Raw genomic sequence first — 24,876 nt, forward strand, 5'->3', positions numbered from 1 at the left:
TTTGGTGTTGCAGTCTAGGTAGGTCTCCTGGCTTCCGGATCATTGAACTCAATCGCCTTCCCCAATAAATAATTGAGTGGCATACATGAAAGAGAACTTCTCGGTTACAGTGGCGGGACCGCTCGGGATTTTCACCCGATTCCCTGTTACCCCTTGCTCTTTACAAGGGCACCTAGTTGCTTTTTATGAAATTCATATCTTCATAGTAACATTTCTCTCTTGATAGGTTAACAAAAAATCTAATTTACTATAAAATTTTTGTCATAACACGAAAATCGTACGCTAACCTATTTTTCAAAAGACAAAGCCCGATTTTCCTATCCTAAGGAATATCGGGCTTTGTTGTGTTACGTTCTAAGGGGCAGCAATGAGCGCAGCGAACTTGAAGAATTATATATGAGTGAATGATAAATTCAACATGTCCATGTGCTATGTGCAATCAAAAGGGATATGCTTCTTCTCTATATATAAATGATTTATAATTCCGACATAGGAAACGCTGCTATACAGAACCAAAGCCTGCACGCTTTCTCTCTCATCCTTGTATGGGGCAGGAAAAGGATTTGACCGCTTCTATGCTCCGCCGGATGCTCTTTCCCCACTATAAAAAGACGATTTTTTTATTCAGTTGTATATAGCTTTACATGTGTATTCCTCTAAGAAATTGATATGTTCCTCATTCCTCGAATCATTGTCGTACCCCTAGGCGTTTACTTTATTATTGTACCTTTTCCACGAACAGCTTTTCTCTCGCTTGTTCTGCCGCTTCAACCATCACCTTCAGTGCTGCAACCGTCTCATCAATACCGCGTGTTTTCAAACCGCAATCAGGATTGATCCAGAACAGCTTCGGATCAAGTACTTGAAGCGCACGATCAATGTTTCTTGTCAGCTCTTCAAGCTTCGGCACACGCGGACTATGAATATCATATACGCCAAGACCGATGCCTTTTCCATACGTATTTTCTTCAAAGGCATAAATTAATTCACCATGGCTTCTTGATGTTTCAATTGAAATAACATCAGCATCGAGCGCTTTAATTGCATCGATAATATCTTCGAAGTTCGAATAACACATATGAGTATGAATTTGTGTATCGTTTTGTACTGACGCTGTTGCAAGTTTAAACGCATAAACCGCAGCGTTCAGATAGCTTTCCCAGTTTTCGCGCTTTAATGGCAGCCCTTCACGAATTGCCGGTTCATCGACTTGAATCATACGGATTCCGTTTTCCTCAAGTATTTCAACTTCTGTGCGAAGCGCAAGCGCAATTTGATTTGCAACATCATAGCGTGAAATATCATCGCGTACAAACGACCAATTTAAAATTGTAATTGGACCTGTCAGCATCCCTTTTACAGGCTTCGTTGTTAACGATTGGGCATATACAGTTTCTTTGACTGTCATTGATTCTTGATAAGACACATCCCCATAAATAAGCGGCGGCTTTACACAACGGGAGCCATATGACTGTACCCAACCGAATTTTGTGAATTGAAAACCAGCTAATTTTTCACCAAAATATTCAACCATATCTGTACGTTCAAATTCTCCATGTACAAACACATCTAAGCCAAGCTCTTCTTGAATATCAATCCATTTTTTAATTTCCGCTTTTATATATTCTTCATATTCCGCATCAGTTAACTCGCCTTTACGCCAATTTAAACGCTGTTTTCTTACTTCTTGTGTTTGCGGGAAGCTCCCAATTGTTGTGGTTGGAAGAAGTGGCAATTGAAAAGCCTCTTCCTGAACCCCTTGACGGACTTTAAATGCTGCTTCACGTTCAGCTCTATACGTATGCAAGTTTTGAATGGCTTCCTGAACTTGTGTGTTGTTTCGAAATGATGATTCATTCAATGCTTGAATAGCTTTTGTACTTGCTGCGATTTCTTCCTGTATCGTTTCTTTCCCATCTTGTAAGCCTTTTGTAAGTACAACAATTTCATGCAATTTTTCATCAGCAAAGGATAGCGCACCTTTTAGAACCTCATCGAGTGTCTCTTCGCTCTTAACTGTCACAGGTGTATGCAATAAGCTTGATGAAGGCTGTACAATAAGGCGGTCTCTTGAAACAACCCCCGCAATCTCTGCAAGAATGGAATACTTATCATCAAGATTCGCACGCCATATGTTACGCCCGTCAATGACTCCAGCAGCAAGCACCTTATCTTTTGGGAAACCATACTTTTTCAAAGCAGCAAGATTCTGACCGTAATCATGTACAAAATCAAGCCCAATTCCTTGAACAGGAAGTGCGATAACATCTTCGTAATGTTCAATGCTCTCAAAATACGTTTGCAAAATCACCTTTACGTTTGGTGCTGCTTCACGCAATGTTTGATAGATATCGTTAAATAACGCAACCTCTTCTTTTGAAATCGTTGTAGATAAAATCGGTTCATCGATTTGTACCCACTCTACACCTTCTTTTTGTAATTCACGCAAAATATCAGCATAAAGCGGCACAAATTGATCAACAACTGTTTTAAGCTCACTTTCTTTATAGCCTTTTGACAGTTTTACAAATGTTACAGGCCCTAAGATAACAGGCTTTCCGTCAATATCAAGTTTTTGTTTAGCCTCTTTATAAAATTGAAGCGGACGGTTTTCGACAAGAGCAGGTACTGCTTCGCCCAGCTCTGGAACAATATAGTGATAGTTTGTGTTAAACCATTTTGTCATTTCAGCTGCAACCGCACCTTTCGTGCCTCGTGCTATATCAAAATACGTTTCAAGCGATACTTTACCTCCGCCGTATTCAAAGCGCTTCGGCACTAGACCGAACATAACAGCTGTATCAAGTACCTGGTCATACAAACTAAAGTCTCCAACTGGGATCAAGTCAATTCCTTGATCCTTTTGCTTCTGAAGATGCTGCAGACGAATCTCCTCAATTTGTTTTAAGAATGCCTCTTTTTCTAGTTTACCTGCCCAAAACTGTTCAAGCGCTTTTTTCCATTCGCGTTTTTCACCAATTCTTGGATAACCTAAATTCGAGCTTTTTACTTTATTCATCGTATTTTTACACTCCTTGTATGTTTGTATTTTCGTCCTCAACTAAAAAATCTCCCTTTTCAAATAGAAAAGAGAGATTCATACGCATAGCTAACTAGAGTTGAGACCTTCTGGTTTTCTCAACACGCATTCCTCACTCCCCCCTATACATCCGTAGGTACAAGCGCATACAACAGGCAGGTCTCCTGACTTAGGTTCACCGCTTCTTATCCCTTCCCATTTCAATATGAAACAGTGGTTAATTGATAAGTCGCTCCCCATTACAGTGGCGGGACCGTGCCGGAATTTCACCGGTCTTCCCTTTTAAGCTGAGTAAATGATTCACACAGCACCTGATGCATTTTTTATGAAATTTTAATAAGAAAAGCATTGAAGCTAGACGATCGCTTAGCTTATACCTTCCTAAAGACAAAAGCCCTCTCTATTTGAAAATAGAGAGGGCTTCATCACTTATGGAATCCTCTCTTATTTGTCAAAGCAATATGCTTTGCAGGAATTAGCACCTTTTCAACAAAGTTGTTGAATGGTTGCCGGGCTTCATAGGGCCAGTCCCTCCGCCTCTCTGAATAAGAGTTTTAATATTTTATAATGTTTTGAATTTAATAGACATATTAGCATGATAAACATTGGCTGTCAAAAAAATTTCAAAAAATATTAATAATGTTGCTATTGGAAATATTTTAAATCCCTCATTTTCTTTATAATCAGCTTGTGGGAAGTATGTTAAGCGAATATATGACATGAGTGCTCTATTTTTTTGTAATTACGAATAAAGACCATAAATTACCCTGTTGAAAATTGCAATCTCTTGCTATATTTAAATTTGATGTGCGTTCAGCTATTCAAAGAATAATTCGCGGGGGATGAAATTGCCTTCAATTTTTTCAATTAGAGAGGAAAGGGTATGAAAAAAGAAATATTTTCCAAGATACGAATTGATTTTGGTTTACTTATGATCGTCATATTGCTTGCTTCTGTAAGCTGTATAGCTATTGCCACTGCGCAAAAAGAGTTACCGTCTTATTTACAATCCGTTGGCTTTGTAAAAAAACAAATATTCTGGTACGTCGCAGGAGCAATTATTGCATCGCTTATTATGATTTTTGACTTTGATCAATATCGCAAGATTTGTTGGTATTTGTATGGCTTTGGTATGGTATTGCTCATTGGTCTCGCAGTGCATATTCCAGGTGCTTTAACCATAAAAGGTGCTACTGCTTGGTATGGAATGGGCGGACTCGGCAACTTCCAACCATCCGAGCTTATGAAAATTTTCTTAATTCTTACGTTAGGTCATGTTGTTGCTAAACATCATGAAGAGGGTGCGAATACAAGTGACTTGCGTTTATTAGGTAAAATCTTTGCCGTAGCTTTACCTCCCACGATTCTTGTATTAAAGGAGCCGGATTTAGGACAAGCACTTGTAATGACCGCTATTGTCACGGCTATTCTCCTTGTGTCAGGCATTGACTGGCGTTATCTGTTAGGGTTGGCTTTGGCTGCTGTCATCTTTATTGCCATATTGGCTTATATTTACTTTGCCGATACAGCATTTTTTACAGCACATATTTTAAAGTCTTATCAATTAGACCGTTTCTATGGATGGCTCGCCCCCTACAAATATAAAACCCAAGGATATCAGTTGACACAAGCACTCTTAGCGGCAGGCTCAGGAGGAGTAAATGGTATCAGCGCACATGGTCAAGGAGTCTATTTCCCTGAACCCCATACCGATTTTATTTTTATTGTAGTTTGTGAACATTTTGGCTTTATTGGCGCGACTCTTGTTATTTCGTTATTTTTCCTGTTAATTTATCGGATGATTCATACGGGAATAGAAAGTAACGAACAATTTGGAACCTACATCTGTGCAGGAGTTATTGGAATGTTTACATTCCAAGTGTTTGAAAACATCGGGATGACAATTGGATTAATGCCTATTACGGGTATCACCTTACCATTTCTTAGTTATGGAGGAAGTTCTCTCGTCTCATATTTAATTGGGGCAGCTTTTGTGATGAATATTTACTCACGTACTCGATCGTATATGTTTGAATAATGTATCTGCTAAAAAGGGAGATGGCACCACATCTTCCTTTTTGATTTGTTCAAATTATGATTCAATCTCCAGGTATTATTAGAGGGACCATCGTCAAAAGTTAAAAAAACGGTACGCATGGTTTCAGCATGAACTATGCCTTGTGTAAACAGACGATATAAAAAAGCGATTTTTATTTTGTTATTTATAGCCGTTTTCCTTGTATCTTATTCAGAAAAAAACAACAGATCCACCGCTAGTTGAACTACCCACCACTTACTCTAACGCTGCATCATAACTTTTAATTCATGAATATTTAGCGTTAATTTACGCCAAATTAAATTTACAGCAGAACCATTTTATCTATGGAGGAATGAATAGTGAAGAAATTACTTAACTTTTTGCTTGCTGTAAGTGTATTATTGGGAGGAGCTTTTTCAGTTGGATCTTTTTCAGTTTCAGCTGCATCAGACGTATCTTCGTCCGTTAACCAATCAGTAAGCAACAGTCAAAATTCCGATGGATCAAATTTTGACAGTGAAGCGAAGAAAAAGCATAAGAAAAAGAAAAAGCACAAGAAAAAGCACAAGAAAAAGCACAAGAAAATGCAAGGGTATAATGAGTAATCATTGAATGTATGTAAGGCTGGGTTTAATTATGAATCCAGCCTCTTTATTTTTTTATGTCCTCTTAACAAATGTAAACCCATATATAGCACTTATTTCGTTAAAATACAGGGGTCCCCGCTTATGAAAATAGAATCGAACATTTTATTCACCAAATTCATTCGATAAAATCTGCTTTTTTACATTCTTTTCTACAAAAATTTACATAACCTTGCTATAATTTTAAGGAATTATTAAGGTTCATGATTTTAGACCACATAGGGGGACAGAAATATGAGGAATTGGAGGATAATAACTGTACTTTTAGTTATTTCTGTTGCGATTCTATCCATACTTGCAGGATGTTCTTCACAACAAACAACTTCTGCACAGGATAAGAAGGAGAATCACAAAGCACATGCTGTTGCTGCTACTGCTCCCATGTCACAGGAACAGAACAGTCATCCTAATAAGGTAGTGTATTTAACATTTGATGACGGCCCTGGAGAATATACCTCTCAAGTATTGGATATTCTGAATCAATATCATATAAAGGCAACCTTCTTTGTACTTGGACCGCACGCTGAAAAATATAAAAATCTCGTGCAACAAGAAGTGCAAGAAGGTGACTATGTCGGAATGCATAGTATGACACATGATTATAAAAAATTATATGTGCAAGGAAATTTCGTCCCTGAAATGAAAGAGGATCAACAGATTATCAAACAGATAACAGGCACTGAGCCTAATCTTGCACGTCCTCCGTACGGATCTATGCCCGGACTCAATCAACAGCTGCGTGACCAAGTCGCGGCGGCTGGTTTTAAAATATGGGATTGGACTATTGATTCGCTAGATTGGAAGTATAATAAGGTTCCGTTTGATAAATCTGTGCCTGCAATTGTTCACAATGTACTATCACATGCTAACGGCAATAGAGAAGTCGTTTTAATGCATGATATTCATCCTCAATCTGTCCAAGCCTTACCTACGATTATTCAAGGGTTAAAGGAGAAAGGATATGCGTTTGAAGCGTACAACGAGGAAGAGCATTTTAGTTTGAATTTTTGGCATGATAATCGCTTGTAGCAATAAATTAAGCTGGAAGTAACCATGTATTAGCACATTTTATATTTTGGCATTTTTTCATCTTTTGTTTTTATTATACTGATATATGTTTCTAATAAAAAACCATTCACTGGAATCCCAGCTCGATTCATTTCTTTCGAATACGGGATTAAGAAGCGAATCCAAACAGTTTGTATATGCATTCGTTTTTATTTTGGGCAGACTTCACCCGCTGAATCTGCCCTTTTGTAATTGGCAGTATCAATCTGTTCAAATTCCCCAGATTTCTTATACCAGAACCGCCCCATCCCCGGCCAGCTTCTATCCAAAAAGCAAGAGAAAAACAAAAAAAAGCCGGCTAGCTGCCAGCTCTATATAAGTCCACTTTGTTATTCCGACATATCTATCGTTTGCCATATAGAACAAAAGAGAGTATGGTATGCTTCTTCTCTCTGGTTTATCCTTGCATGAACCACTACAAAGGTTTGACCGCTTCTGCACGTCGCCGAATAAACTCTCCCCACTATAAATATTCACTTGTATATAGTACCTTTCAGGGTTATAAGCAAACAGCTTTCATCTCATTTCTCATCTACCCATGTTAGCTAAACACTTGATGAAGACCGACCAGAATAAGAAGAATACCCGAGATAAAACTTGCTTGCTTTCCTAATTTCTCAGCTGCAAATCTTGCTCCCAAGTAAGCACATAACCCAACACATACGTAACTGAACGCTCCAGAAATGAGTGAAGTTACCCAAATATTAAGATGAGTGATACCCGCATCAAATCCACCAGCTAAATTATTTATGGATAAAGCGATCCCCAATATGATGGATTCGATAAAACCTACTGATTTTGACGCATCCAAATCTGCTTCCTCAGGATTTTGTAAAATTTGTAATAACAGATTACGATTAGAAGAGCGCTGTTTTACCTTTTTCTCAAACAATGGTTGACTTAATACCCAAATTCCAATGGCAACCAGTACAACCATGCCCATGATATTGCAGATAAATGGCGGCAGCCACATAGACATCCAACCTCCAAAAAGCCCTCCTACAAGCGCAAATAGAAATCCCATCAGTGCAATGATGGAGTTTGCCATAAATGGAATTCTAATTTTCTTTACTCCGTATGCAACGCCAACCCCAGCATTATCCAAATTAGATGCCATACCGATTGCAATCATTTGCAGTAAACTTCCAATATTCATTCTAACCCCCCTCAACAAAATAAAATAAAATATAAGGTACTCTATTCGAAATGTTGAGGAAATGTGCTTATCCCTTACATATACTATTGATAAAACTTCAACAAATTTGTTATGTAGTAACACGAAAGGGTTGAACAGGGATGTCAGAGAAAAATAAAGAACAAAACCTTGGTTTACTGTTAAAGTCATTGTTAAAGAAACATTCGCTGTCCATGCGTAAACTTAGCGTACTCACAGGAATCGATACAGCAACCATCTCACGAATTGTAAATGGTAAACAACAAGCAAAATTGAATCACTTACAACAATTTGCTTACCACCTAAACATTTCGCTAGAGAAGTTAATTGAGGCTGCTGGTTTTGATGTTGGCGGAAGAAAAGAAGAATTGCGATCAGATATTCATTACTCAGTGGATAGCATTCAAGAAATCCTTGAATCTTTTAAATTAGTTGATACACAGTTTACTATGGCTCGTGTTGAGCAGGAATTAGCCAAGTACGAACAATATGCACAAACAGAAGAAGGACATCGGATTATTTGTGAGGGTTTTAAGACGAAAGTTGAGCAAGTAAGTAGTGTGGGGCCATTTATCGAACAGTTAAAGCAAATGTATATTCAATATTGTGATGATGCAACTTTAACTACCGAACGTGCCATACTCGGAAGTGCGTTGTTATACTTTATTTTATCTGCGGACATTATTCCTGATTATGTTTTTCCAATTGGTTATTTAGACGATGCAATCGCCGTACAATTTGTATTGAATCGTCTTGCGAAATGAGCAAGACAACCATACTATGACAGCGTAATTTGAACGATCCCTGTCAAGTCTTGAAAAAAGTGCTTGTTTCCACAAAAAGTTTTGAGAAAAATTCAACACGCTAAAGTCACTAAGCCTTCAATTAAGTTAACTGATTTGTTTTTTATGTTGAAGCCTTCTCAACACTTTCAAAACATCGGGGTTAAAAACACGTATCGTATTTTGACTTGTTTTATATATAAATGCAACTAAAAAAACGTTTCTTTTAGAGGGGAGAGAGCATCCGACTAAGCATAGAAGCGGTCAAACCCTTTTCGTGGCCCATGCAGGGAGAGAGAGAGAGGGAGTGAGCGCAGTTTCCCTGTTGTTCTACATGGCAAACGATAGATATATCAGAATAACAAAGTGAACTTATATAGAATGGTGTATATTCTATCAATGTTGATTATTCAAAAATAGGCAGACTCCTCCCAAGGAGACCTCAGGATCGTTTAAGTACAAGAGTAAGAATATTTTTCATTTTATGGAGGAATTTAACTTTTAATATAAAATACAGTAATATCATAGTTTTAATCACTTTGAAAGGAAGGTGTCAGTGTAAAGCTAAACAAAAAAATTGTATTAACAGTCACAGCACTAGCTGCCGAGAATTATAATAAAGCTTCTTTTTGTAGAGCCACACATAATAGATGAAAAAAGAGATGGCTGTTGATCTCTCTTCCCTTTTTACGACTATAATCTATATACGAGTGAATTATCATTTCGACATGTCCATGTGCTATGTGCAACGAAAAGGGAGTATGATATACTTCTTCTCTTTGGTTTACCCTTGCATGAACCACTATAAAGGTTTGACCGCTTCTGCACGTCGCCGGATGATCTCTCCCCACTATCAAAAGGCGGTTTTTTTATTCACTTGTATATAAGTATTTAGCATACAAGAAATCGAATTACATGTTTATGATTCTCTTCAACTGCTGCACATTTTACAGCTGACACTTTCACGTCTTATGTAGAGAAGCTTGATTTATCGCTCAACACTTGTCATGTGCACTTTTCAACATAATAAACAATACATTTTTGAATGCTCGCTCGTTTTTAAGCGGCTTGTTCAAGGGCTCTCTAATGCATGATCCTTGTGTTGTAAGCGCATTCAATTGTTTAGGAGGGAATTTTTTTGAGGCACTTCACATCGCTTCTGTCAGGGTTGCTTTTGGTTTTTATGTTTGTTTTTGGGAATGCTCAAGGGGCTTCTGCTGCAAGCACGTGGACTACACATTATTATGGAAGCGGCTTTTACTACAAAGTTTACGTTCCTAGTACTTACGACGGTAAATCTAACGTTCCCCTGATGGTCATGCTCCATGGCTGCCAACAAAATGCCAATGACTTTGCCAACGGTACGCAAATGAATTCTCTTGCAGAAAGCAAAGGATTTATTGTTTTGTATCCTGAAATGAATTATGCAGCGAACCTTAGTGGTTGTTGGAATTGGTTTTACAAATACAACCAAGTACGTAATTCTGGAGAACCTGCTATTATTAAAGGAATGGTTGACGAGGTCAAATCTCAATATAAGGTTGACAATAACAAAGTCTATGCCGCCGGAATGTCAGCAGGTGCATTTATGTCGACAATTATGGGGGTAACATATCCTGATGTGTTCCATGCGATAGGTGTACATTCTGGCGGGGACTATTCTTATGCGTATGATGGAACAACTGGATCATTAGTTATGCTCTATGGAACACTAAACCCGATAGCTGATGGAAATACGGCATTTCAGCAAATGGGTGCCCATGCTCGATCTGTTCCTGTCATTAATTTTCATGGTAAATCGGATGCCTTTGTTAACCCAATCAATGCAGATCAAACGATTCAGCAGTGGGCAAAAACAAATACAAACGCAGGCGTGAATATGGATGCAACGGCAGACAAAGTAACAAACGGACAAATAACCAATGGTCGCAGTTACACAATTTATGATTTCAATGATAGTAATGGTAATAACTGGATGAAAGAAGTGTTAGTAAACTCTATGCGTCACACATGGTCAGGCGGGAGCTCGACAGGCTCCTATACAGATCCCACTGGGCCAAATGCCTCTCAAATGATGTGGGATTTCTTTACTTCTCATTAAAGAAATAGTAATCTCTACGAGTTAGTTTTTCAACAGCCTGAAAAAGGGTACCCCAAGAAGTACCCTTCCTCTCTGAAATTTCTCGATGTTTTTTGTTTTTACATTAGTAGCCGCTGTGATATCCATAGTAATGGTGGTGGTGATATGGATAATGGTGGTGATAGTAATATGGATAATGGTGGTGATGTGGATAATAACCCATATGGTATGGATAGTGATGATGGTATTGGCCGTCATGATATGGATATGCTCCATAACTAGGTATTTGTCTGTCCATGTGTATTCCCCCCGTTCTCTAAACTTCTTAATCAAGATATGCGTCCAGTATCAAAAAGGTACTTAGGCAAATGCCCATCTAAGATGATTGGGCTGTATGAAAACAAACAAGCAGCCAGCGCTAAAATCGCCAGGCTGCTTGTTGTATTACAGTTATATTTCTTCACTTTTTTTCAATGCGGCAGGAGAGCGCTTGAAAAGCGGAACGATGGCGAGTACACCGACAATAAAGAGCAGTGCCGCAGATTCATATATCGCCAGAAGCGAGAGCCTTTCTTTCAGCCATCCGCTGGTACTCATTGTGATGACCATCGTCCCCATAAACATCGGATTTAAAATGCCGTTGACGCGGCCGATAAAAGAAGCTTCCGTGTTCTGCAGAATCATCGTATTGATGCCGATGTGAATGCATGGCATAAACAAGCCGCTGATAAATTGCGCTGTAAGTGTCAGCCATAACTGTTCGGAAAGTCCCATCACTAAAAATCCGGTGGCGCTGACCGTCATTCCAAGGGCGAGCAAAAATTGGGGAGGAGTTTTTTTCGCCAATCCCATCGTAAGTCCGCCGCCTAAAATCATCCCGGCCCCAAATGCCGCCATCAGCCACTGCAGCTGCTCTTTCGGTAAACCGAGCCGTTCGGTAATAAGGAAAACCGAAAGCGGCTGTGTAAGCCCTATGGCTAAACCTGCCGCAGCAAAACAGCCGCCAAGCAAAGTCAGCGCCCGGCTATTCCGTACATAGCTGAACCCGGCCTTCATTTCCTGCATGAGTGTTGTTTTCTCTTTATTCTCCTCGCTCTCCCGGTCAGGCGGAAGGAATATAAGCGTTGCGGCAGAAAGCAAAAAGGCGATTCCCATGATGGCAATGGCTGCACCAATGCCGTAATGCTGATAAACAAATGTTCCGATAATAGGGCCCAGGATCATAAACACGGCGAATATTGTCTGGTACATGGACATGCCGAGCTGAATGAGCTCCTCCTTTACATGAAGCTTGAAAAGTTTCATTCCGGAAGGCTGCGAAAACTGCGACAGCACGGATGAAACAAGTGTGGCGAAGAAAATGACTTTCCAGCTCCCAAGCATGAGCGTCAACAATACAACAAAAATGGAGAGCGCGCTGAGCAAATCACACCAGATCATTGTGCGTTTCGGAGGCCACCGGTCAGCAAATGTCCCCCCGATAAATGAAAACAGAAAGATCGGAGCAAATTCGGCAACGGAAATGAGAGAGACCGCTACCGGGTTTTCGTTGGTTTTCTCGATCACGTATAACAAAATAGAGTAGTTGCGCACCCAAATGCCGATTTGGAGAAAAAACACCGACATCAGGATAGTACGGATAACTTGATTCCGGAACAAAGCTCCCGTTGAAATGTCTGAATTTGTTTTCGTCATAAAAAACCTCCTTATCCATCCGTCTGGACAGGGGGGCAAATCAAATACAAAAAGGCAAGCGCACCAAGTACTCTTGTACTCCCTTTTTGTCTATAAAAGCCCGCACTAATCCTATCCAGAAATGTTTTCGTTCTATACGAATCTTTTCTTAAAATAAGATTAGTAGATCATTGGCTTTATCGTCACCCTTCCGTTTCATAGTAATTTCATACTACTTTATTCTATGCTAAGATTCAAGGAAAATTTGTAATTTAATGGGAAAAATGACTTATACAGTGAGGTACCAAGTTTGACAAAAAGCAGCACGTTAATATTGACGTGCTGCTTTTTATAAGTTCACTAAGTATGTGTATTATATATTAATGTGATTTCACTATTCTATCCTTGGTTTGTTGATAGTTATTTTGCAGCTCTTCTAAACGACGTTTACCATCTTCACGATTACGACGATTTTCGTCTTCAATTGCCTTTGTTTCTTCTAAACCTTTAATAATAATACCCCATGTTTGTTCAATTGTTTCAATTTTAATACTAGAGGTACCAGCCAAACGTGCAATATCAACACTTTGTTGAGAAACATTTTGTGCATTACGTACTAACATTTCATTGGTACGTCTATCTAACTCATTCATAGAATCAGCAACTAGTTTTTGACGTTTTGCAGCAATTGCATTAATTAATCCCGTCTTAAAGATCGGAATGGTTGTAACAAATGCAGAGTTAATTTTAGCGATAAGTTTTGTATTTCCGCGTTGTAACAAACGAATCTGAGGGGCAGATTGAAATGCTACTTGTTTAGCCATTTCTAAGTCATAAGCTCGTTGTTCCATTAACTCTAGGGCGTTTCGAACAGAATCTAACTCCATTGCCGCGAGTTGATCGCCGGTTTCTGCTCTGCTTTCAAGCCTAGGGAGCATATTTGTCTTTACATCCTCAATTTTCAACTCTAATGCAACAATATATTTTTCTAATTGAAGATAGTATTTAAAGTTTTCTTCATACAATTTTTCAAGTGTCATAGTAGAATTTTTCATTTCTGTTTCATATTTCTTGATCTCAACATATACCTTATCGATTTCGCTCCCCATTGTCTGGTACTTATCCATAATTCGCTCAATAAACTTTTGTCCTTTTCCAAATAATTTCGAAAAGAACCCCTTTTCTTCAACGAAATCTTTGCTATCAAACTTATCCATGATTTTTCCTAAGCTTTTTAATAACGCACTGGACTCTTCCATACTACTAGACTTAATCGTATTCAGAACCCGACCAGAAAAGGCTGAAATTTCATTTGCTGGTTCTTTTCCAAACTCAAGAAGTGAAATTTGATCTTTTGTGTCTATCCCCTGAGACAGACTAACCACTTCTGTATTTTGCCGGAGCTGCGCCTTCACATCAGAAGTATTTTGTAAGACTTCTTCTTTTTTATCTAACGTAAGAGTTTGTAATTCATTTAAATTCGTAGACATAATTGTGTTCTCCTTTATGATAGTAATTTATGAAAGAGCTGCTTAAGCATAGAACCTTCTTTTTTAAATGCTGAGGTTTCCTTTTGATATACCTCGTTAAAACTAACTTCTTCTAACCAATGACAATCAAACAAAGACGCATCAATAAATAACTCTATGTCATTTTCGGCCCGGGGATTATATACTAAGAGATCTACACCAAACTCGTTTAGTAATAACAATAAAGCTGCATCACTCCGAGTTATTTCTCCGTTGTTTCCGTTATTATAAATCATTACTCTTGGAACCTCTTGTGAATAATCAAATTGTTGCAACAGACGGATAACTTCCTCAGGCAAGTCCATTGCTTGTGTAAACAAATACAGTTTGACTTGTTCTTTATTTTCGTGTTCTAAGGGTTTTATTAGCGCTTTCTCAACGTATCTAGATATAGCTGCAGCTAAGCCTAGTTGCAATCCATCTGGTAGTTTTTTACACATCCACCAATTTGCTTTTATCATTTTCTCAGGATCTAGTCTTCCATTACTGAGCGCATTCTGATAATGATATTGCTGGTTTCCCTTAACGGAATGGGCAAACGGAAATGATGTGAATACAGTAGCCAGGTCACCTTTCGCTAATTCATGAACCCTATTCCAATATTCCTTTTTATTTAAAGAGATTCCCAAAACCTTTGCAAAGAGATTTGGGATATAAACTGTATTGTTTTTCACTTCAAAATTAGGTCGAATAAATGCTTTCTCTCTCGAGATAAGTAATAATTCATCGTAGGTTGTCTTTAAAGTGATAGCTTGCGTGCAATAGGAACGAAATTGCCACGATTTATAAAGTAAGGAGTCGTCAGAATGTAAAACTTGCTCCATTTCCCTTGTTGCTTTCTTTGCTATAGTAGACTTTCGTATAGGCTTCATGTCAGGGAACGGAACTACTTGTATGGTAGTTGGATACATATATATTGGTGTAACCTCTTTATCTACTTCACTTAATATATCCTTCCCTCCTGGATGGAATAATAATACGTCAAATCCAAGTTTGATAAGAAAATAAAGAAAGTAAGCCTCACTTTTATTTGCATCTCCATACCAGACAATTCTAGGTATTTCATGTCTGAAATCCGTTTTATTTACCCAATTGTTTATATGATTCCATGACCATTTTACTGTATCTACTATAAATCTTCGAAAATCGGGATGGAGTAAACTTTGATGGTTTTCTTTAAATAGATTTAACAGATTTATATATTCTTCCCGAAAATGACGATAAAAATCTTGATTCTCTTTTAATGGCAGAAGTTGAGCTCCTTCCATAAAAGCAACAAACCTTTTTGCCGATAGTCCTTTTTCCACATTATGTATATTGAAGATGTTTTGAATAGCTTGTAACCTCTCGTTCTCTATTCTTTTATCTAATTCTTGACTTAAAAGATGGATAGGCACATCACTCTCGTGAACCAATTCAAATAAAAACTCTAGGTACTCTTCTTCATCAAGTAAACACCCTAAAAATTGACCTGTTACTTGTATATACGTTAGGTTACTTTCATTACATTCATATTGACCCCTATGAGGTAAAGCAGCGTGTAAAAGAGATTTCCAATCGTTCTGATGTATGTCTACTTTTATAGGTTGGATATTCACAATACCTCAGTCCCTTTCATCATCCATCTTTCCTTTTTTGTAGTTTTTAGGAAGGCCAAACACTCTTATCATCCCTTCTCTTGTTACTGCGTAGGAAGTTCCAAATTTCCGAATGGTTCCCAAAGGAAAATCTTTTACTCTTTTCCTTAGGGTAGAACCATTTATGCCCCATTCTGTCACTGCTTCATGGGAACTTAGAATGTTAGGATCCATTAGATTGAGTTCGTTAACTTGTTCATCTTCAGTAGCCAAGGCAGCAGGATTTTTGAATTGTTTCATAATGTATCACCTCCAGTCATCAGCCATAAAATTATAGAAATTGTGATTAATAAATTAATCTCGAATAATATCTACTCCATCCGTGCATACTAATAGAATATAGAATTGCTCTGGAGGTTTATAAATATGATGAAGTATAGGTTCAATCGAAAAACTTCCAAAGAGGAAATAGAACTTGCCCAAGAAATCCTTATGTCAAAAATAATTCGGATCATTGAATGTTTAGGTTTTTCATGGGTTTTATTTATTGTTATAGAGTCGTTCCTGCATCCTAAGCTAAAGTTTTGGATTATTTATTTGTTTTCCCTAATTGTAGTAGTATTTCTTTATTCACTCAGTAAGATAAGGATAAGCAGCAAATAATTATCGTTTAGATGTAAAACTATAATAAAAGGGAGATCGCTCTCCCTCCCTTTACTTGTTTATTGTCTCGTTTACTGAGTTTTTATTGAAAGCATGGACTGCAAATGTTGCTAAAAAAACAAGAACAAGGCTACCAAAAAAGACAAATTCTTTCACTTCGAATCCAAATGAAGCAGCTATCATTTTCCTAGTCCAATTAACAACGAAGTTAATCCTGCATTCCCTTTCGTTAAATCTATCTTTTGTCCTTTTGCTAATGAGATAGCCATACAATTACTCTTTTTTAATCTAAAAATCACGATGACGTGATTTTACAATGTGAATACTAACATATAATGAGATATTTTTCCATAAAAAGACGGTTTTTTTGTTCACTTGTATAAAAAAAATCACCGTTTTCTCTAAATCATTGATTAGTCAACGAATTAGTAGAAACGGTGATTTCTTTCAGGCGACTTCAAAGGATTAGGCCCTTTCGAGTTATCTTCTTTTCGTTCATAAATACAAATCATTAATAGACAAAGAAAGCGATTAATGAATGTCTTTAATACCAGATAAACGAATAGAAAAGACCTTTTGCTGTTCATCTTTTAAAGAAAGAGTTTGTTCGTATAAATCAAGGTTACAAACACGCCCCTTGCATGTTTGTAGCGATCCGTTCTTGTAATAATCAATGGTGAGTACACGTTTTTTTGTTAATTCTTTCAAGATCATACTTGTATCTCCTCTCTAACTAATGGTCTAAACAAATATATTCAAATTATCGACTAGTTATGAAAAATGGTAGGAAGAGCACATAACTTTAAGATATGAGCTGCTATGTTTTTATTATATATCAGGATTCTGTAAGCGTTGTCACTATTGTTTGAACGATTTGTGAATTTTTGAACAAACTATCCTTCTGGCGGTTCTTGTATAATCTATATAAGTCCACTTTGTTATTCCGACATATCTATTTGCCACGTAGAACAAAAGGGAAACTGCGCTCGCTCCCTCTCTATGATTTACCCCTGCGTGGGCCACGAAAAGGGTTTGACCGCTTCTACGCTTAGTCGGATGCTCTCTCCCCCCTAAAAGAAAAGTTTTTATGTCGATTTTTTTAGTTGCATATATATATATCCTAAATGAATTTTCGACATGAAGTTGGATTTTGTCTATCGTGAACTTATAAATTGTATTTATATAGCAAACTGGATCATGATACTGATCATCAAAAAAGCCCAACTTGTTATATACAAGTTATGTGATTTCGTTTCTAATCTCATGTCACTACCGGGTGTGTTCAACAAGAATGGATGTTATATGTAAGACCCTAGGCTTTATATACAAAATCCCCAATCCTTTTCTAGATATTGGGGATTTTCTTTGTTTCTTTATTTTATCTTTCTTGTAATGTTTCTGTGGTCTCCACTATGTTAACAAAGGTTTTGTTGAGGGAGAAATATCTCATACAATCAGTTTCTTCTACCTGCAAAAAATGATGTATCACAGCAGATGCAACCCATGTTGTTGAATCCTGTTTATGATTTGTTCTTGCGTAACTTCGTTTTCATTGTATGTAATCTTTACTTCACCATCTTCCATGTCCACCCAAGCCCATTCAATGCCATCCATTTGTACAAGAATAGTTTCTAATGTTTGAATTGGTTGTTCATTTGTTGCTTCTTTAACATAAATAGTCGTATCCGCCAATTATAGATCTTCCTTTCCAATCATTTTTATGGTTCTGGAAAACACTTAACTGCCCTTGTTGTATATATACCCAATAGCAGTAGAAATATGTAGGAGGTTTGACTTGAAGCTTTGCAATCTTCTCTCGATCATGAAACAAGAGGAGAATTTTTTTATAGTGGGGAGAGATCATCCGGCGACGTACAGAAGCGGTCAAATCTTTATAGTGGTTCATGCCAGGGTAAACCAAAGAGAAGAAGCATACCATATTCCCTTTTGGTTGCATACAGCACATGGACATGTCGAATTTATCATTCACTCATATATAAATAAAAAACAATTGAATGCCCATCAATATTTATTTCATCCCATCATTAGATAAAGAGAAAGCATTATTACGAATAAGGATGGATGGAAATGGCTAAGAGATATCGCGGAAAAGCCTTAAGCACTCTGCCTTCAAATGGAAGAGGGAAATGCCCATTGTGTGGAAGAACAAGAATTAAGCTATTGTATCCACATAAAACGGATACAAATCAAACGATCCAAGTATGCAAAAATTGTCGTAGTAAAGAACGATAAGCCTTTTTTAGATTTTAAATAAAAACTCTGTTAAACCTCATTGTTGATTTTTAGCTAAAACAAAAAGACCGATTTGATTCGGTCTTTTTTTACTTCTTGTTCAACTCAAGCACCCTATCGTTTAAGTACAATTTTTCACAATATCTACAGAAAACGATCAAGTTATTTAAATGATTTTTATTTAATAACCGCTTAAAACAACTTATTCACTCACGCGCGTTTTTTACAGTGTGTTTTTTATGGAAGGCTGGCTTTACTTCAGCAATTAAGATGGACATCATAATTAACATAGCCCCCATAACCATACGACCTGTCATTACTTCATGTAAAAATAAAACTGACAACAACATCCCGAAAAAAGATTCTGTTGATAAAATAATGGCTGCCTTTGTAGCTGTTGTATATTGATGCGCCATATTTTGGAAAAGATATGCAATCATTGTTGAAAAGACTGCTAAATACACAATTGAATACATTGCTTCCTTTTCGATCGTTGTCGGTATATCACCTTGAATGAACATCGTAACTACACTTAGCAGAGATGCTGTTATGAATTGTACAATCGTCAGTGAAATTGAATCTTCCTTTTGGACAAAAAGATTTGTATAAAAAATATCAAAAGCAAAGGCTACTGCACACCCAAGGGATAATGCATCACCTATATTGATCGTCATAGAACCATTCATTGATAAAAAGCCAATGCCTACAATTGCTATGACTGAACCGAGCATTTCATATCGATCAATTCTTCGCTTATAAATTAGGTAAGCGATGATCGGCACAATTACAACATTGACGGCTGTTAAAAATGCATTTTTAGATGGTGTCGTATATTGCAAACCGACCGTTTGTAAAGCAAAGCCTAGATATAAAAAAGTTCCTAATATAGATCCTTTCCATACGACAGATTTTGTAATTTTTTTGAATTTGTATCCAAATAGCATTGTGAGTAAAAGTGTAGCTAAAACAAACCTTCCCGCCATCACTTGATATGCGGTTAAATATTTTAGTGCAATGTCGGTTACAACAAATCCGCTGCCCCAAATAATCGCTGTAATGAGCAGCATTCCATCACCTATATATTGTTTCATCTCTTCTCCTCCTTGACTACAACAAGGATATCACAAGAAGAAATACAATAATTTGATTGTAATTCTAAACTTTTAAGCTTATTTTTGGAATGATTCCAATCCAATAGTCGTTCCTTCGATTGTTTTATGCAGTAAGTACAATTTAACTGCTGCGGATAGATTCTCATAAAAAACAAGCTCGTTGCCAAAAGGATCTATTAATTGACGTATTTTCGCCATGCGATAACGAATCGTATTAGGATGACAATAATGTGTGTCCGCTACTTCCTTCACATTACTTTTCTTTAACACAAATGTCACTGCAGTATTCAGTAAATCTCGATCTGCCTTTTCAAGCGGTCCTAAATACATTTTCACATAATTGTTAGCGAATTGTGCATCCTTTCGATAAAGCTCTATAAGCAGCCGTTCGGATGCGAGTTGTTCATAATTACAAATAGACTTCATTTCAATTTCAGCAATAATTCGAGCATAGTAGGCTTCTCTAACAGCTAGATGAAGTTCTGTATGCGTCTGGTGGACTTGACTGTAACCAATCGTTAATCCATCTGATGGAATTGCATAAAGGTCCATCCATTCCTTTAGTATTTTTTCAAATTGGAGCTGTTGGGATTTGTCTGTCAAAAGGATGAGAATGCTGTGTTTATATGTACAAACTATACTAGACTTCAAAAATGATTCGAATTGGAAAAAGGAGTGCATCCATTGGGAGCCCTCGGATTGTTTCATTTGAATATTGGCTGTAAATACATATTTCTTAAACGGTTTATTCATTTGTTGTAAGAAGGACTGTATTTGTTTCTCTGATACCTCCTCTTCGATTAAGCATCTCATTATATTTTGTAAAAAGAGCGCATGTTCTTTATTTTTAATATAATTCATCACTTCAAAAATGATATCCTCAAAAAATTCATCTCCACCAAAACGTAAAATCGGGAAATCTTGCTCATTTGCAAAATTTAGGACCTCGTTCGGTAAATCCTCAAAAATAACTGGCTTATAGGCTAAGGCACTTACCTTTAATTCAATAAGCTTTTTAATCGTGTCGATTAAACGTTCTGGCCTTTGGTTAGCAAATAATAAGCTGCTGAGTACAAGGCTATGAGGGCTGAAAGCAGTTTCTCTCACTGGCTGAATACCTTCAGTAAATTCAAAGTCTAAAATTCCAACACTTTGGATTGGATTATTTAATGCATTGCCACCTGCTACAACCGAAAAATCGTTTGTAACTGACAGCCGCAATAAATCCTTTACGGTCATCATGCATATCACCCTTTTTAATAACATAGATAACATGATTATAAAGCATCGCAGCATGATTAGATAAATATTATTCAATGCTGCCCTGTTGGTCATAAGAATATCAACAATGTTCATTAACACAGCCTAAATAAAAAGAAAAAATCCTGGGAAGCAGCAGATATTCCTAGGATTTTTTTAGTTCAAGATTTCAATAAACAGATGTTAGGGAAAGCATATTAAATACATATAAGAAATACAGCAGTATATTTAAGTTCTATACAATTAAATTTAGGAAGTTACGATGCTGTTGCTACGTCTCTTTTTCTCTTTCTCTTGGCCCTTGCAATCAGCCATGATGTCCATAATCCTGTTCCTGTTAGAATTAGCATACCAATTCCAGCAATTAAACCGATAATACCTGAGTGCAGGCTCTTCACCAGCATTTCTAAAGATCCAGCTCCTCCTGCTTGTCTCTGCATCATTCCTCCATTTGGGAAGTTGCCATTTTGAGGTCCCCCTGATCCATTAAATGATGGAGCCTGCATCGTATTACTATTACTACTTGCACTGCTATTATTAGTATTTGTGTTGCTACTTGCACTACTATTATTAGTATTTTTGCTGCTGCTATTTGAAGAACCTGCATTTTGGGAATTAGACTGCTGCATTGCCATTGGCTGCCCGCCCTTATCCCCTCCTTTTTGTTGAAAATACAGAACTATGCCCGTGATAGATTGAACAAAAAGAAAGGCAGCGGTAATAATTCCAACCCAGAAATGAATTTGTCTTATCTTTTTCATGTTTATCTCCCCTTTTTATTTTTTAACAAGAACAAAATTATTATGAAACATTCAAATGTGGCATTTTAATAACTAAACCGTTTCATTTCATTAACACTTACAATACTCACCATTCCTGACTCCTGTTATTTATTGGCCTTGCCGTACTTTTATTATGTAATTTGAATCTGAGATTAAGTTGAATGTAAACTGAAAATTAGCTGAAAATCAATTTGGTAAATTTTAGTGCGAATATACTTTCTTATCTTTTAAATTGAAGAAAACGGAAGAATCTTGTCTTATCAAGCCCGTATATAATTATACATATCATACAAACACAGTAAGATGGCAGAATCCTTGCCACATCTGATTTTCTGATATTTATGAGCTTCCAATAATGATATGTTATGTAAACCTCACATGTATAAAATATACATCAATTTTTTTGGTAGTTGTCCAAGCCATTTCGTGAATCTTGTATATATTGAATATGTACAAGTATGATAAAACATTTAATTCAGAGGTGAAGAAATAGAAATGGCTTATAGTAAAAAACACGGTTCAAAGTATATGCCATACACTACTAACAAATTTGGCTATAAATATGAGAGTGATGATATTCATTGTAATAGCCAACAGTTTAGAGCACACTTTCCAAAGTTATGTGGGAGTCAAGATGGTGCTGTAAGATTACAAAATGAGAATATGTATGATTATGGAGGTGACGCTATTGATTCATCTTATGAGTCACGAATTATAAATCTTATAAATCAAGAAAGACAAAAACAAGGATTATCTCCATTACAACCAGACAGTCAATTAACTGAAGTGGCTAGAGCTAAAGCACAAGATATGTCTCGTTATCAACCACCTGCCCACTATAGTCCAACACTCGGAGGGGACGAGTTTGCTCAACTAAACAACGCTAATATTCCATATGAAAATGCAGTTGCAAACATATTTTGGGGAAATGGAAAACAATATACACCTGAAGAAGCAGTTACATGGTGGATGAATAGCCCTGGACATAGGGCAAATATCTTAAATCCTAATATGACTCATATTGGTGTTGGATACGATTACTCACCTAATGCACCAACTCAAAATAATTTTTCAATGATTGCAATACGTAAATCTGCTCTTGGTCCTATCTCTGCTCCTACTCCTGTTAATACCGCCCCATGGAGAATTTGCCTAGAATGTCCAATCGTTACTACTCCATTTCATGCTTATTTCACAGACCCTTTTAACACCGAAGACGATGTTTCAATAATCACACCTTGTGGCCCTAACCATCCAGGAGCTAAGGATTTATGGTTTCCAAGCATTGCCATAGGTACGCCAGTATATGCTTCAGAAGCAGGAACTATCAACTTTTTAGCATCAGGAAACCCTCCTTGTGGTAATCCACCTACTGGACCTTGTCCGCGAGATGGGAACCTAGTCTCAATAACAAGTGATATCGATCAGTATATTACTCAATATGTTCATGTAACTCCGCTTCCTAATCTTAAAATAGGGGATCATGTAAATCTCGGGCAACAAATTGGAACGGTTGATATTTCAGGAATTTCTGGCGGTCCCCATGTTCACATGGCGAGGTACACTGCAACTGGCTTTGACAGAAGCCCAACCTGTGACTGGGGAATATATGGTGTCGATTTATAGTAGATCAATAATTGTTATGAACTAACTACCGATAACACTGATTATGTAAACAAAAAATCCCTTCAGTAAGCATGATCTGAAGGGATTTTTTGTAGGTTTATAGATACATGAACTACCGATAACTCATGTTATGTTAACTGGTACTGAATACGTACAAAAGTAAGTAGATTTCTTAGCTTGATTGGCATACAGTGGAACCCCTTATAGCAAATTTATATTACATGTATTCTTAGATGTACATAAAGGTGTTATTTTGACACCAGAACCATAATTACCGGACATAAAGAGTTTTTTTCTATATATTTTATGGGAATAATAAAAGAAAAATGTAATGAGGTAAAAAAGGTGATTGAAAAAGGAAAAATTTCCGCATTTCAAATGGCACTTATGATGTATCCAACGATATTCTCAACTGCTATTCTCATCGTTCCAGCGATAACGGGAAAATATGCGGAGCGCGATATGTGGATCTCTCCAATTTGGGGGTCACTTAACGGATTCCTTACAGTATTTGTCTTATATCAGTTACATAATCTTTATCCGAAGAAAACGATTATCCAGTACAGCGAACATGTTATTGGTCGAATTCCAGGAAAGGTACTTGGGTTTGCCTACTTATTCTTTTTTCTGCACACGAATGGCATGATATTGAGAGAATATACAGATTTCATTATAAGTTCTTTTTTGCTTAAAACCCCGATGATTGTAGTGATCGGAAGCATGGTTTTGGTCTGTGCCTTTGCTGTACAAGGCGGTGTGGAAGTGCTGGGGAGAGCCTCTCAACTGTTCATTCCAAATTTAATTTTCATGCTATTCATATTGACTATCTTGTTTCTTAAGGACTTGGACCTCAAGAATATGTTTCCAATCATGGAACATGGTATAATGCCCTCGATTCTAGGAGCGGCTGCACCACAGTCTTGGTTTAGCGAAATGTTTCTTATTTCTATGCTTCTTCCTTTTTTGACGGATCGTGAAAAAGGGATGAAATGGAGTATGATCTCAGTTCTTGCGATCATGTTTAGTATGATTATCTTTAATTTGATTGCTATTTTCTTATTTGGAGGAACTACAAGCAGTTATGTCTATCCGATATTTAGCGCTATTCGATACATTCAAATCGGAAATTTTATTCAACATGTTGAATCAGTTATCATAGTTATTTGGGTAACAGGGACATTCATCAAAATATCAGTGTTCTATTATGCTCTTGTTCTAAGCACTGCCCAATGGTTGAATCTCTCTAATTACCGTTCAGTCGTCCTTCCACTTGGTTTTTTGTTGATGTTGTTCGGTATGTGGGGGTATCGTAGCATAGGAGAAACTTCCAAGTTTACAGCAACCATTCTCCCTTTTTATACCTCCTTTGTTTTAACTTTAATTCCGACATTGCTCCTACTCATCGCTATCATACGGAAAAAAATGAAAAAATAAACCATACAGCATTGAAAATAAGGTTCTAGTGTGTCATTTAATTCATAATTTCACACCTAAAGACGAATGGTTTTTGTATCAGGGGTCCCGCCCCATCGCCATCAAGTTAAAGTTTTATAGCACCCCCAGAACAAAAATTT

The 24,876-nt window shown here is 37.1% G+C and carries 18 protein-coding genes, 1 pseudogene and 3 riboswitches; of the genes and pseudogenes, 7 read left to right on the top strand and 12 right to left on the bottom strand.

All coding sequences use genetic code 11. The features are described 5' to 3' along the window. Window positions 1-190, bottom strand: a riboswitch (cobalamin riboswitch). Window positions 191-718: 528 nt separating this feature from the next. After that, on the bottom strand, window positions 719-3,019 hold the full coding sequence (gene metE, locus H540_RS0126565; RefSeq protein ID WP_028403154.1) for a 5-methyltetrahydropteroyltriglutamate--homocysteine S-methyltransferase: 2,301 nt from the start codon (window positions 3,017-3,019) through the stop codon (window positions 719-721). A 158-nt stretch (window positions 3,020-3,177) separates the two neighbouring features. Then, window positions 3,178-3,370, bottom strand: a riboswitch (cobalamin riboswitch). A gap of 111 nt (window positions 3,371-3,481) precedes the next feature. Next, window positions 3,482-3,592, bottom strand: a riboswitch (SAM riboswitch). Window positions 3,593-3,923: 331 nt separating this feature from the next. Here metE and H540_RS0126570 point away from each other — a divergent pair. The 3 genes from H540_RS0126570 (at window position 3,924) to H540_RS0126580 (ending at window position 6,751) form a co-directional block, all read left to right on the top strand. Beyond that, window positions 3,924-5,078, top strand: coding sequence for an FtsW/RodA/SpoVE family cell cycle protein (locus H540_RS0126570; protein ID WP_028403155.1), 1,155 nt, complete (start codon window positions 3,924-3,926; stop codon window positions 5,076-5,078). Window positions 5,079-5,437: 359 nt separating this feature from the next. After that, a complete protein-coding gene (locus H540_RS0126575; RefSeq protein WP_028403156.1) occupies window positions 5,438-5,683 on the top strand; it encodes a hypothetical protein in 246 nt (81 codons plus the stop codon). Between the two features lie 273 nt (window positions 5,684-5,956). Next, entirely contained in the window at window positions 5,957-6,751 is a 795-nt protein-coding gene (locus H540_RS0126580) for a polysaccharide deacetylase family protein (protein ID WP_028403157.1), read from the top strand. Between the two features lie 580 nt (window positions 6,752-7,331). Here the strand turns inward: H540_RS0126580 and ytaF are convergent. Continuing rightward, on the bottom strand, window positions 7,332-7,946 hold the full coding sequence (gene ytaF, locus H540_RS0126585; protein ID WP_028403158.1) for a sporulation membrane protein YtaF: 615 nt from the start codon (window positions 7,944-7,946) through the stop codon (window positions 7,332-7,334). Between the two features lie 140 nt (window positions 7,947-8,086). Between ytaF and H540_RS0126590 the strand changes: the two genes are divergently transcribed. After that, window positions 8,087-8,728: a DUF1232 domain-containing protein gene (locus tag H540_RS0126590; protein WP_028403159.1), complete on the top strand. Its 642-nt coding sequence runs from the start codon at window positions 8,087-8,089 to the stop codon at window positions 8,726-8,728. 1,156 nt (window positions 8,729-9,884) lie between these two features. Then, entirely contained in the window at window positions 9,885-10,847 is a 963-nt protein-coding gene (locus H540_RS31000; RefSeq protein WP_051317298.1) for an extracellular catalytic domain type 1 short-chain-length polyhydroxyalkanoate depolymerase, read from the top strand. 429 nt (window positions 10,848-11,276) lie between these two features. Here the strand turns inward: H540_RS31000 and H540_RS31005 are convergent, their stop codons facing one another. The 10 genes and pseudogenes from H540_RS31005 to H540_RS0126665 form a co-directional block, all read right to left on the bottom strand. Then, entirely contained in the window at window positions 11,277-12,521 is a 1,245-nt protein-coding gene (locus H540_RS31005; protein ID WP_034672002.1) for an MFS transporter, read from the bottom strand. 359 nt (window positions 12,522-12,880) lie between these two features. Next, window positions 12,881-13,990 (bottom strand): toxic anion resistance protein, encoded by a 1,110-nt coding sequence (locus tag H540_RS0126610; protein ID WP_028403160.1) that lies wholly within the window; start codon window positions 13,988-13,990, stop codon window positions 12,881-12,883. 14 nt (window positions 13,991-14,004) lie between these two features. Further along, entirely contained in the window at window positions 14,005-15,627 is a 1,623-nt protein-coding gene (locus H540_RS0126615) for a YceG family protein (RefSeq protein WP_081415294.1), read from the bottom strand. Between the two features lie 6 nt (window positions 15,628-15,633). Next, entirely contained in the window at window positions 15,634-15,906 is a 273-nt protein-coding gene (locus H540_RS31010; protein WP_051317300.1) for a helix-turn-helix domain-containing protein, read from the bottom strand. A gap of 548 nt (window positions 15,907-16,454) precedes the next feature. Next, window positions 16,455-16,538, bottom strand: a pseudogene (locus tag H540_RS33705) (TerD family protein); the annotation flags it as partial. A 262-nt stretch (window positions 16,539-16,800) separates the two neighbouring features. Next, entirely contained in the window at window positions 16,801-16,983 is a 183-nt protein-coding gene (locus H540_RS0126640) for a YolD-like family protein (protein WP_028403163.1), read from the bottom strand. Window positions 16,984-17,754: 771 nt separating this feature from the next. Then, complete coding sequence (locus H540_RS0126645; RefSeq protein WP_028403164.1) at window positions 17,755-17,961, bottom strand: heavy-metal-associated domain-containing protein; 207 nt, start codon at window positions 17,959-17,961, stop codon at window positions 17,755-17,757. Between the two features lie 767 nt (window positions 17,962-18,728). Further along, window positions 18,729-19,613: a DMT family transporter gene (locus H540_RS0126655; RefSeq protein ID WP_028403166.1), complete on the bottom strand. Its 885-nt coding sequence runs from the start codon at window positions 19,611-19,613 to the stop codon at window positions 18,729-18,731. Between the two features lie 78 nt (window positions 19,614-19,691). Further along, a complete protein-coding gene (locus tag H540_RS31015) occupies window positions 19,692-20,876 on the bottom strand; it encodes a PucR family transcriptional regulator (RefSeq protein WP_245592370.1) in 1,185 nt (394 codons plus the stop codon). Window positions 20,877-21,151: 275 nt separating this feature from the next. After that, a complete protein-coding gene (locus tag H540_RS0126665; RefSeq protein ID WP_028403167.1) occupies window positions 21,152-21,655 on the bottom strand; it encodes a PepSY domain-containing protein in 504 nt (167 codons plus the stop codon). Window positions 21,656-22,171: 516 nt separating this feature from the next. Here H540_RS0126665 and H540_RS31615 point away from each other — a divergent pair. Both H540_RS31615 and H540_RS0126680 read left to right on the top strand, forming a co-directional pair. Further along, a complete protein-coding gene (locus H540_RS31615) occupies window positions 22,172-23,302 on the top strand; it encodes a CAP domain-containing protein (RefSeq protein WP_051317301.1) in 1,131 nt (376 codons plus the stop codon). Window positions 23,303-23,647: 345 nt separating this feature from the next. Further along, window positions 23,648-24,736: a GerAB/ArcD/ProY family transporter gene (locus H540_RS0126680; RefSeq protein ID WP_028403168.1), complete on the top strand. Its 1,089-nt coding sequence runs from the start codon at window positions 23,648-23,650 to the stop codon at window positions 24,734-24,736. Window positions 24,737-24,876: the final 140 nt, after the last annotated feature.

It is taken from the genome of Ectobacillus panaciterrae DSM 19096 (assembly GCF_000430785.1).
Classification (GTDB): Bacteria; Bacillota; Bacilli; order Bacillales; family Bacillaceae_G; genus Ectobacillus; species Ectobacillus panaciterrae.

Excerpts from the sequence above, each read along its gene's own strand:
- H540_RS31010 (WP_051317300.1), bottom strand. The coding sequence starts at position 15,906 with ATGAAACAATTCAAAAATCCTGCTGCCTTGGCTACTGAAGATGAACAA.
- H540_RS0126590 (WP_028403159.1), top strand. The coding sequence starts at position 8,087 with ATGTCAGAGAAAAATAAAGAACAAAACCTTGGTTTACTGTTAAAGTCA.
- H540_RS31005 (WP_034672002.1), bottom strand. The coding sequence starts at position 12,521 with ATGACGAAAACAAATTCAGACATTTCAACGGGAGCTTTGTTCCGGAAT.
- H540_RS31015 (WP_245592370.1), bottom strand. The coding sequence starts at position 20,876 with ATGATGACCGTAAAGGATTTATTGCGGCTGTCAGTTACAAACGATTTT.
- ytaF (WP_028403158.1), bottom strand. The coding sequence starts at position 7,946 with ATGAATATTGGAAGTTTACTGCAAATGATTGCAATCGGTATGGCATCT.
- H540_RS0126610 (WP_028403160.1), bottom strand. The coding sequence starts at position 13,990 with ATGTCTACGAATTTAAATGAATTACAAACTCTTACGTTAGATAAAAAA.
- metE (WP_028403154.1), bottom strand. The coding sequence starts at position 3,019 with ATGAATAAAGTAAAAAGCTCGAATTTAGGTTATCCAAGAATTGGTGAA.
- H540_RS0126570 (WP_028403155.1), top strand. The coding sequence starts at position 3,924 with ATGAAAAAAGAAATATTTTCCAAGATACGAATTGATTTTGGTTTACTT.
- H540_RS0126665 (WP_028403167.1), bottom strand. The coding sequence starts at position 21,655 with ATGAAAAAGATAAGACAAATTCATTTCTGGGTTGGAATTATTACCGCT.
- H540_RS0126655 (WP_028403166.1), bottom strand. The coding sequence starts at position 19,613 with ATGAAACAATATATAGGTGATGGAATGCTGCTCATTACAGCGATTATT.
- H540_RS31615 (WP_051317301.1), top strand. The coding sequence starts at position 22,172 with ATGGCTTATAGTAAAAAACACGGTTCAAAGTATATGCCATACACTACT.
- H540_RS0126580 (WP_028403157.1), top strand. The coding sequence starts at position 5,957 with ATGAGGAATTGGAGGATAATAACTGTACTTTTAGTTATTTCTGTTGCG.
- H540_RS0126640 (WP_028403163.1), bottom strand. The coding sequence starts at position 16,983 with ATGATCTTGAAAGAATTAACAAAAAAACGTGTACTCACCATTGATTAT.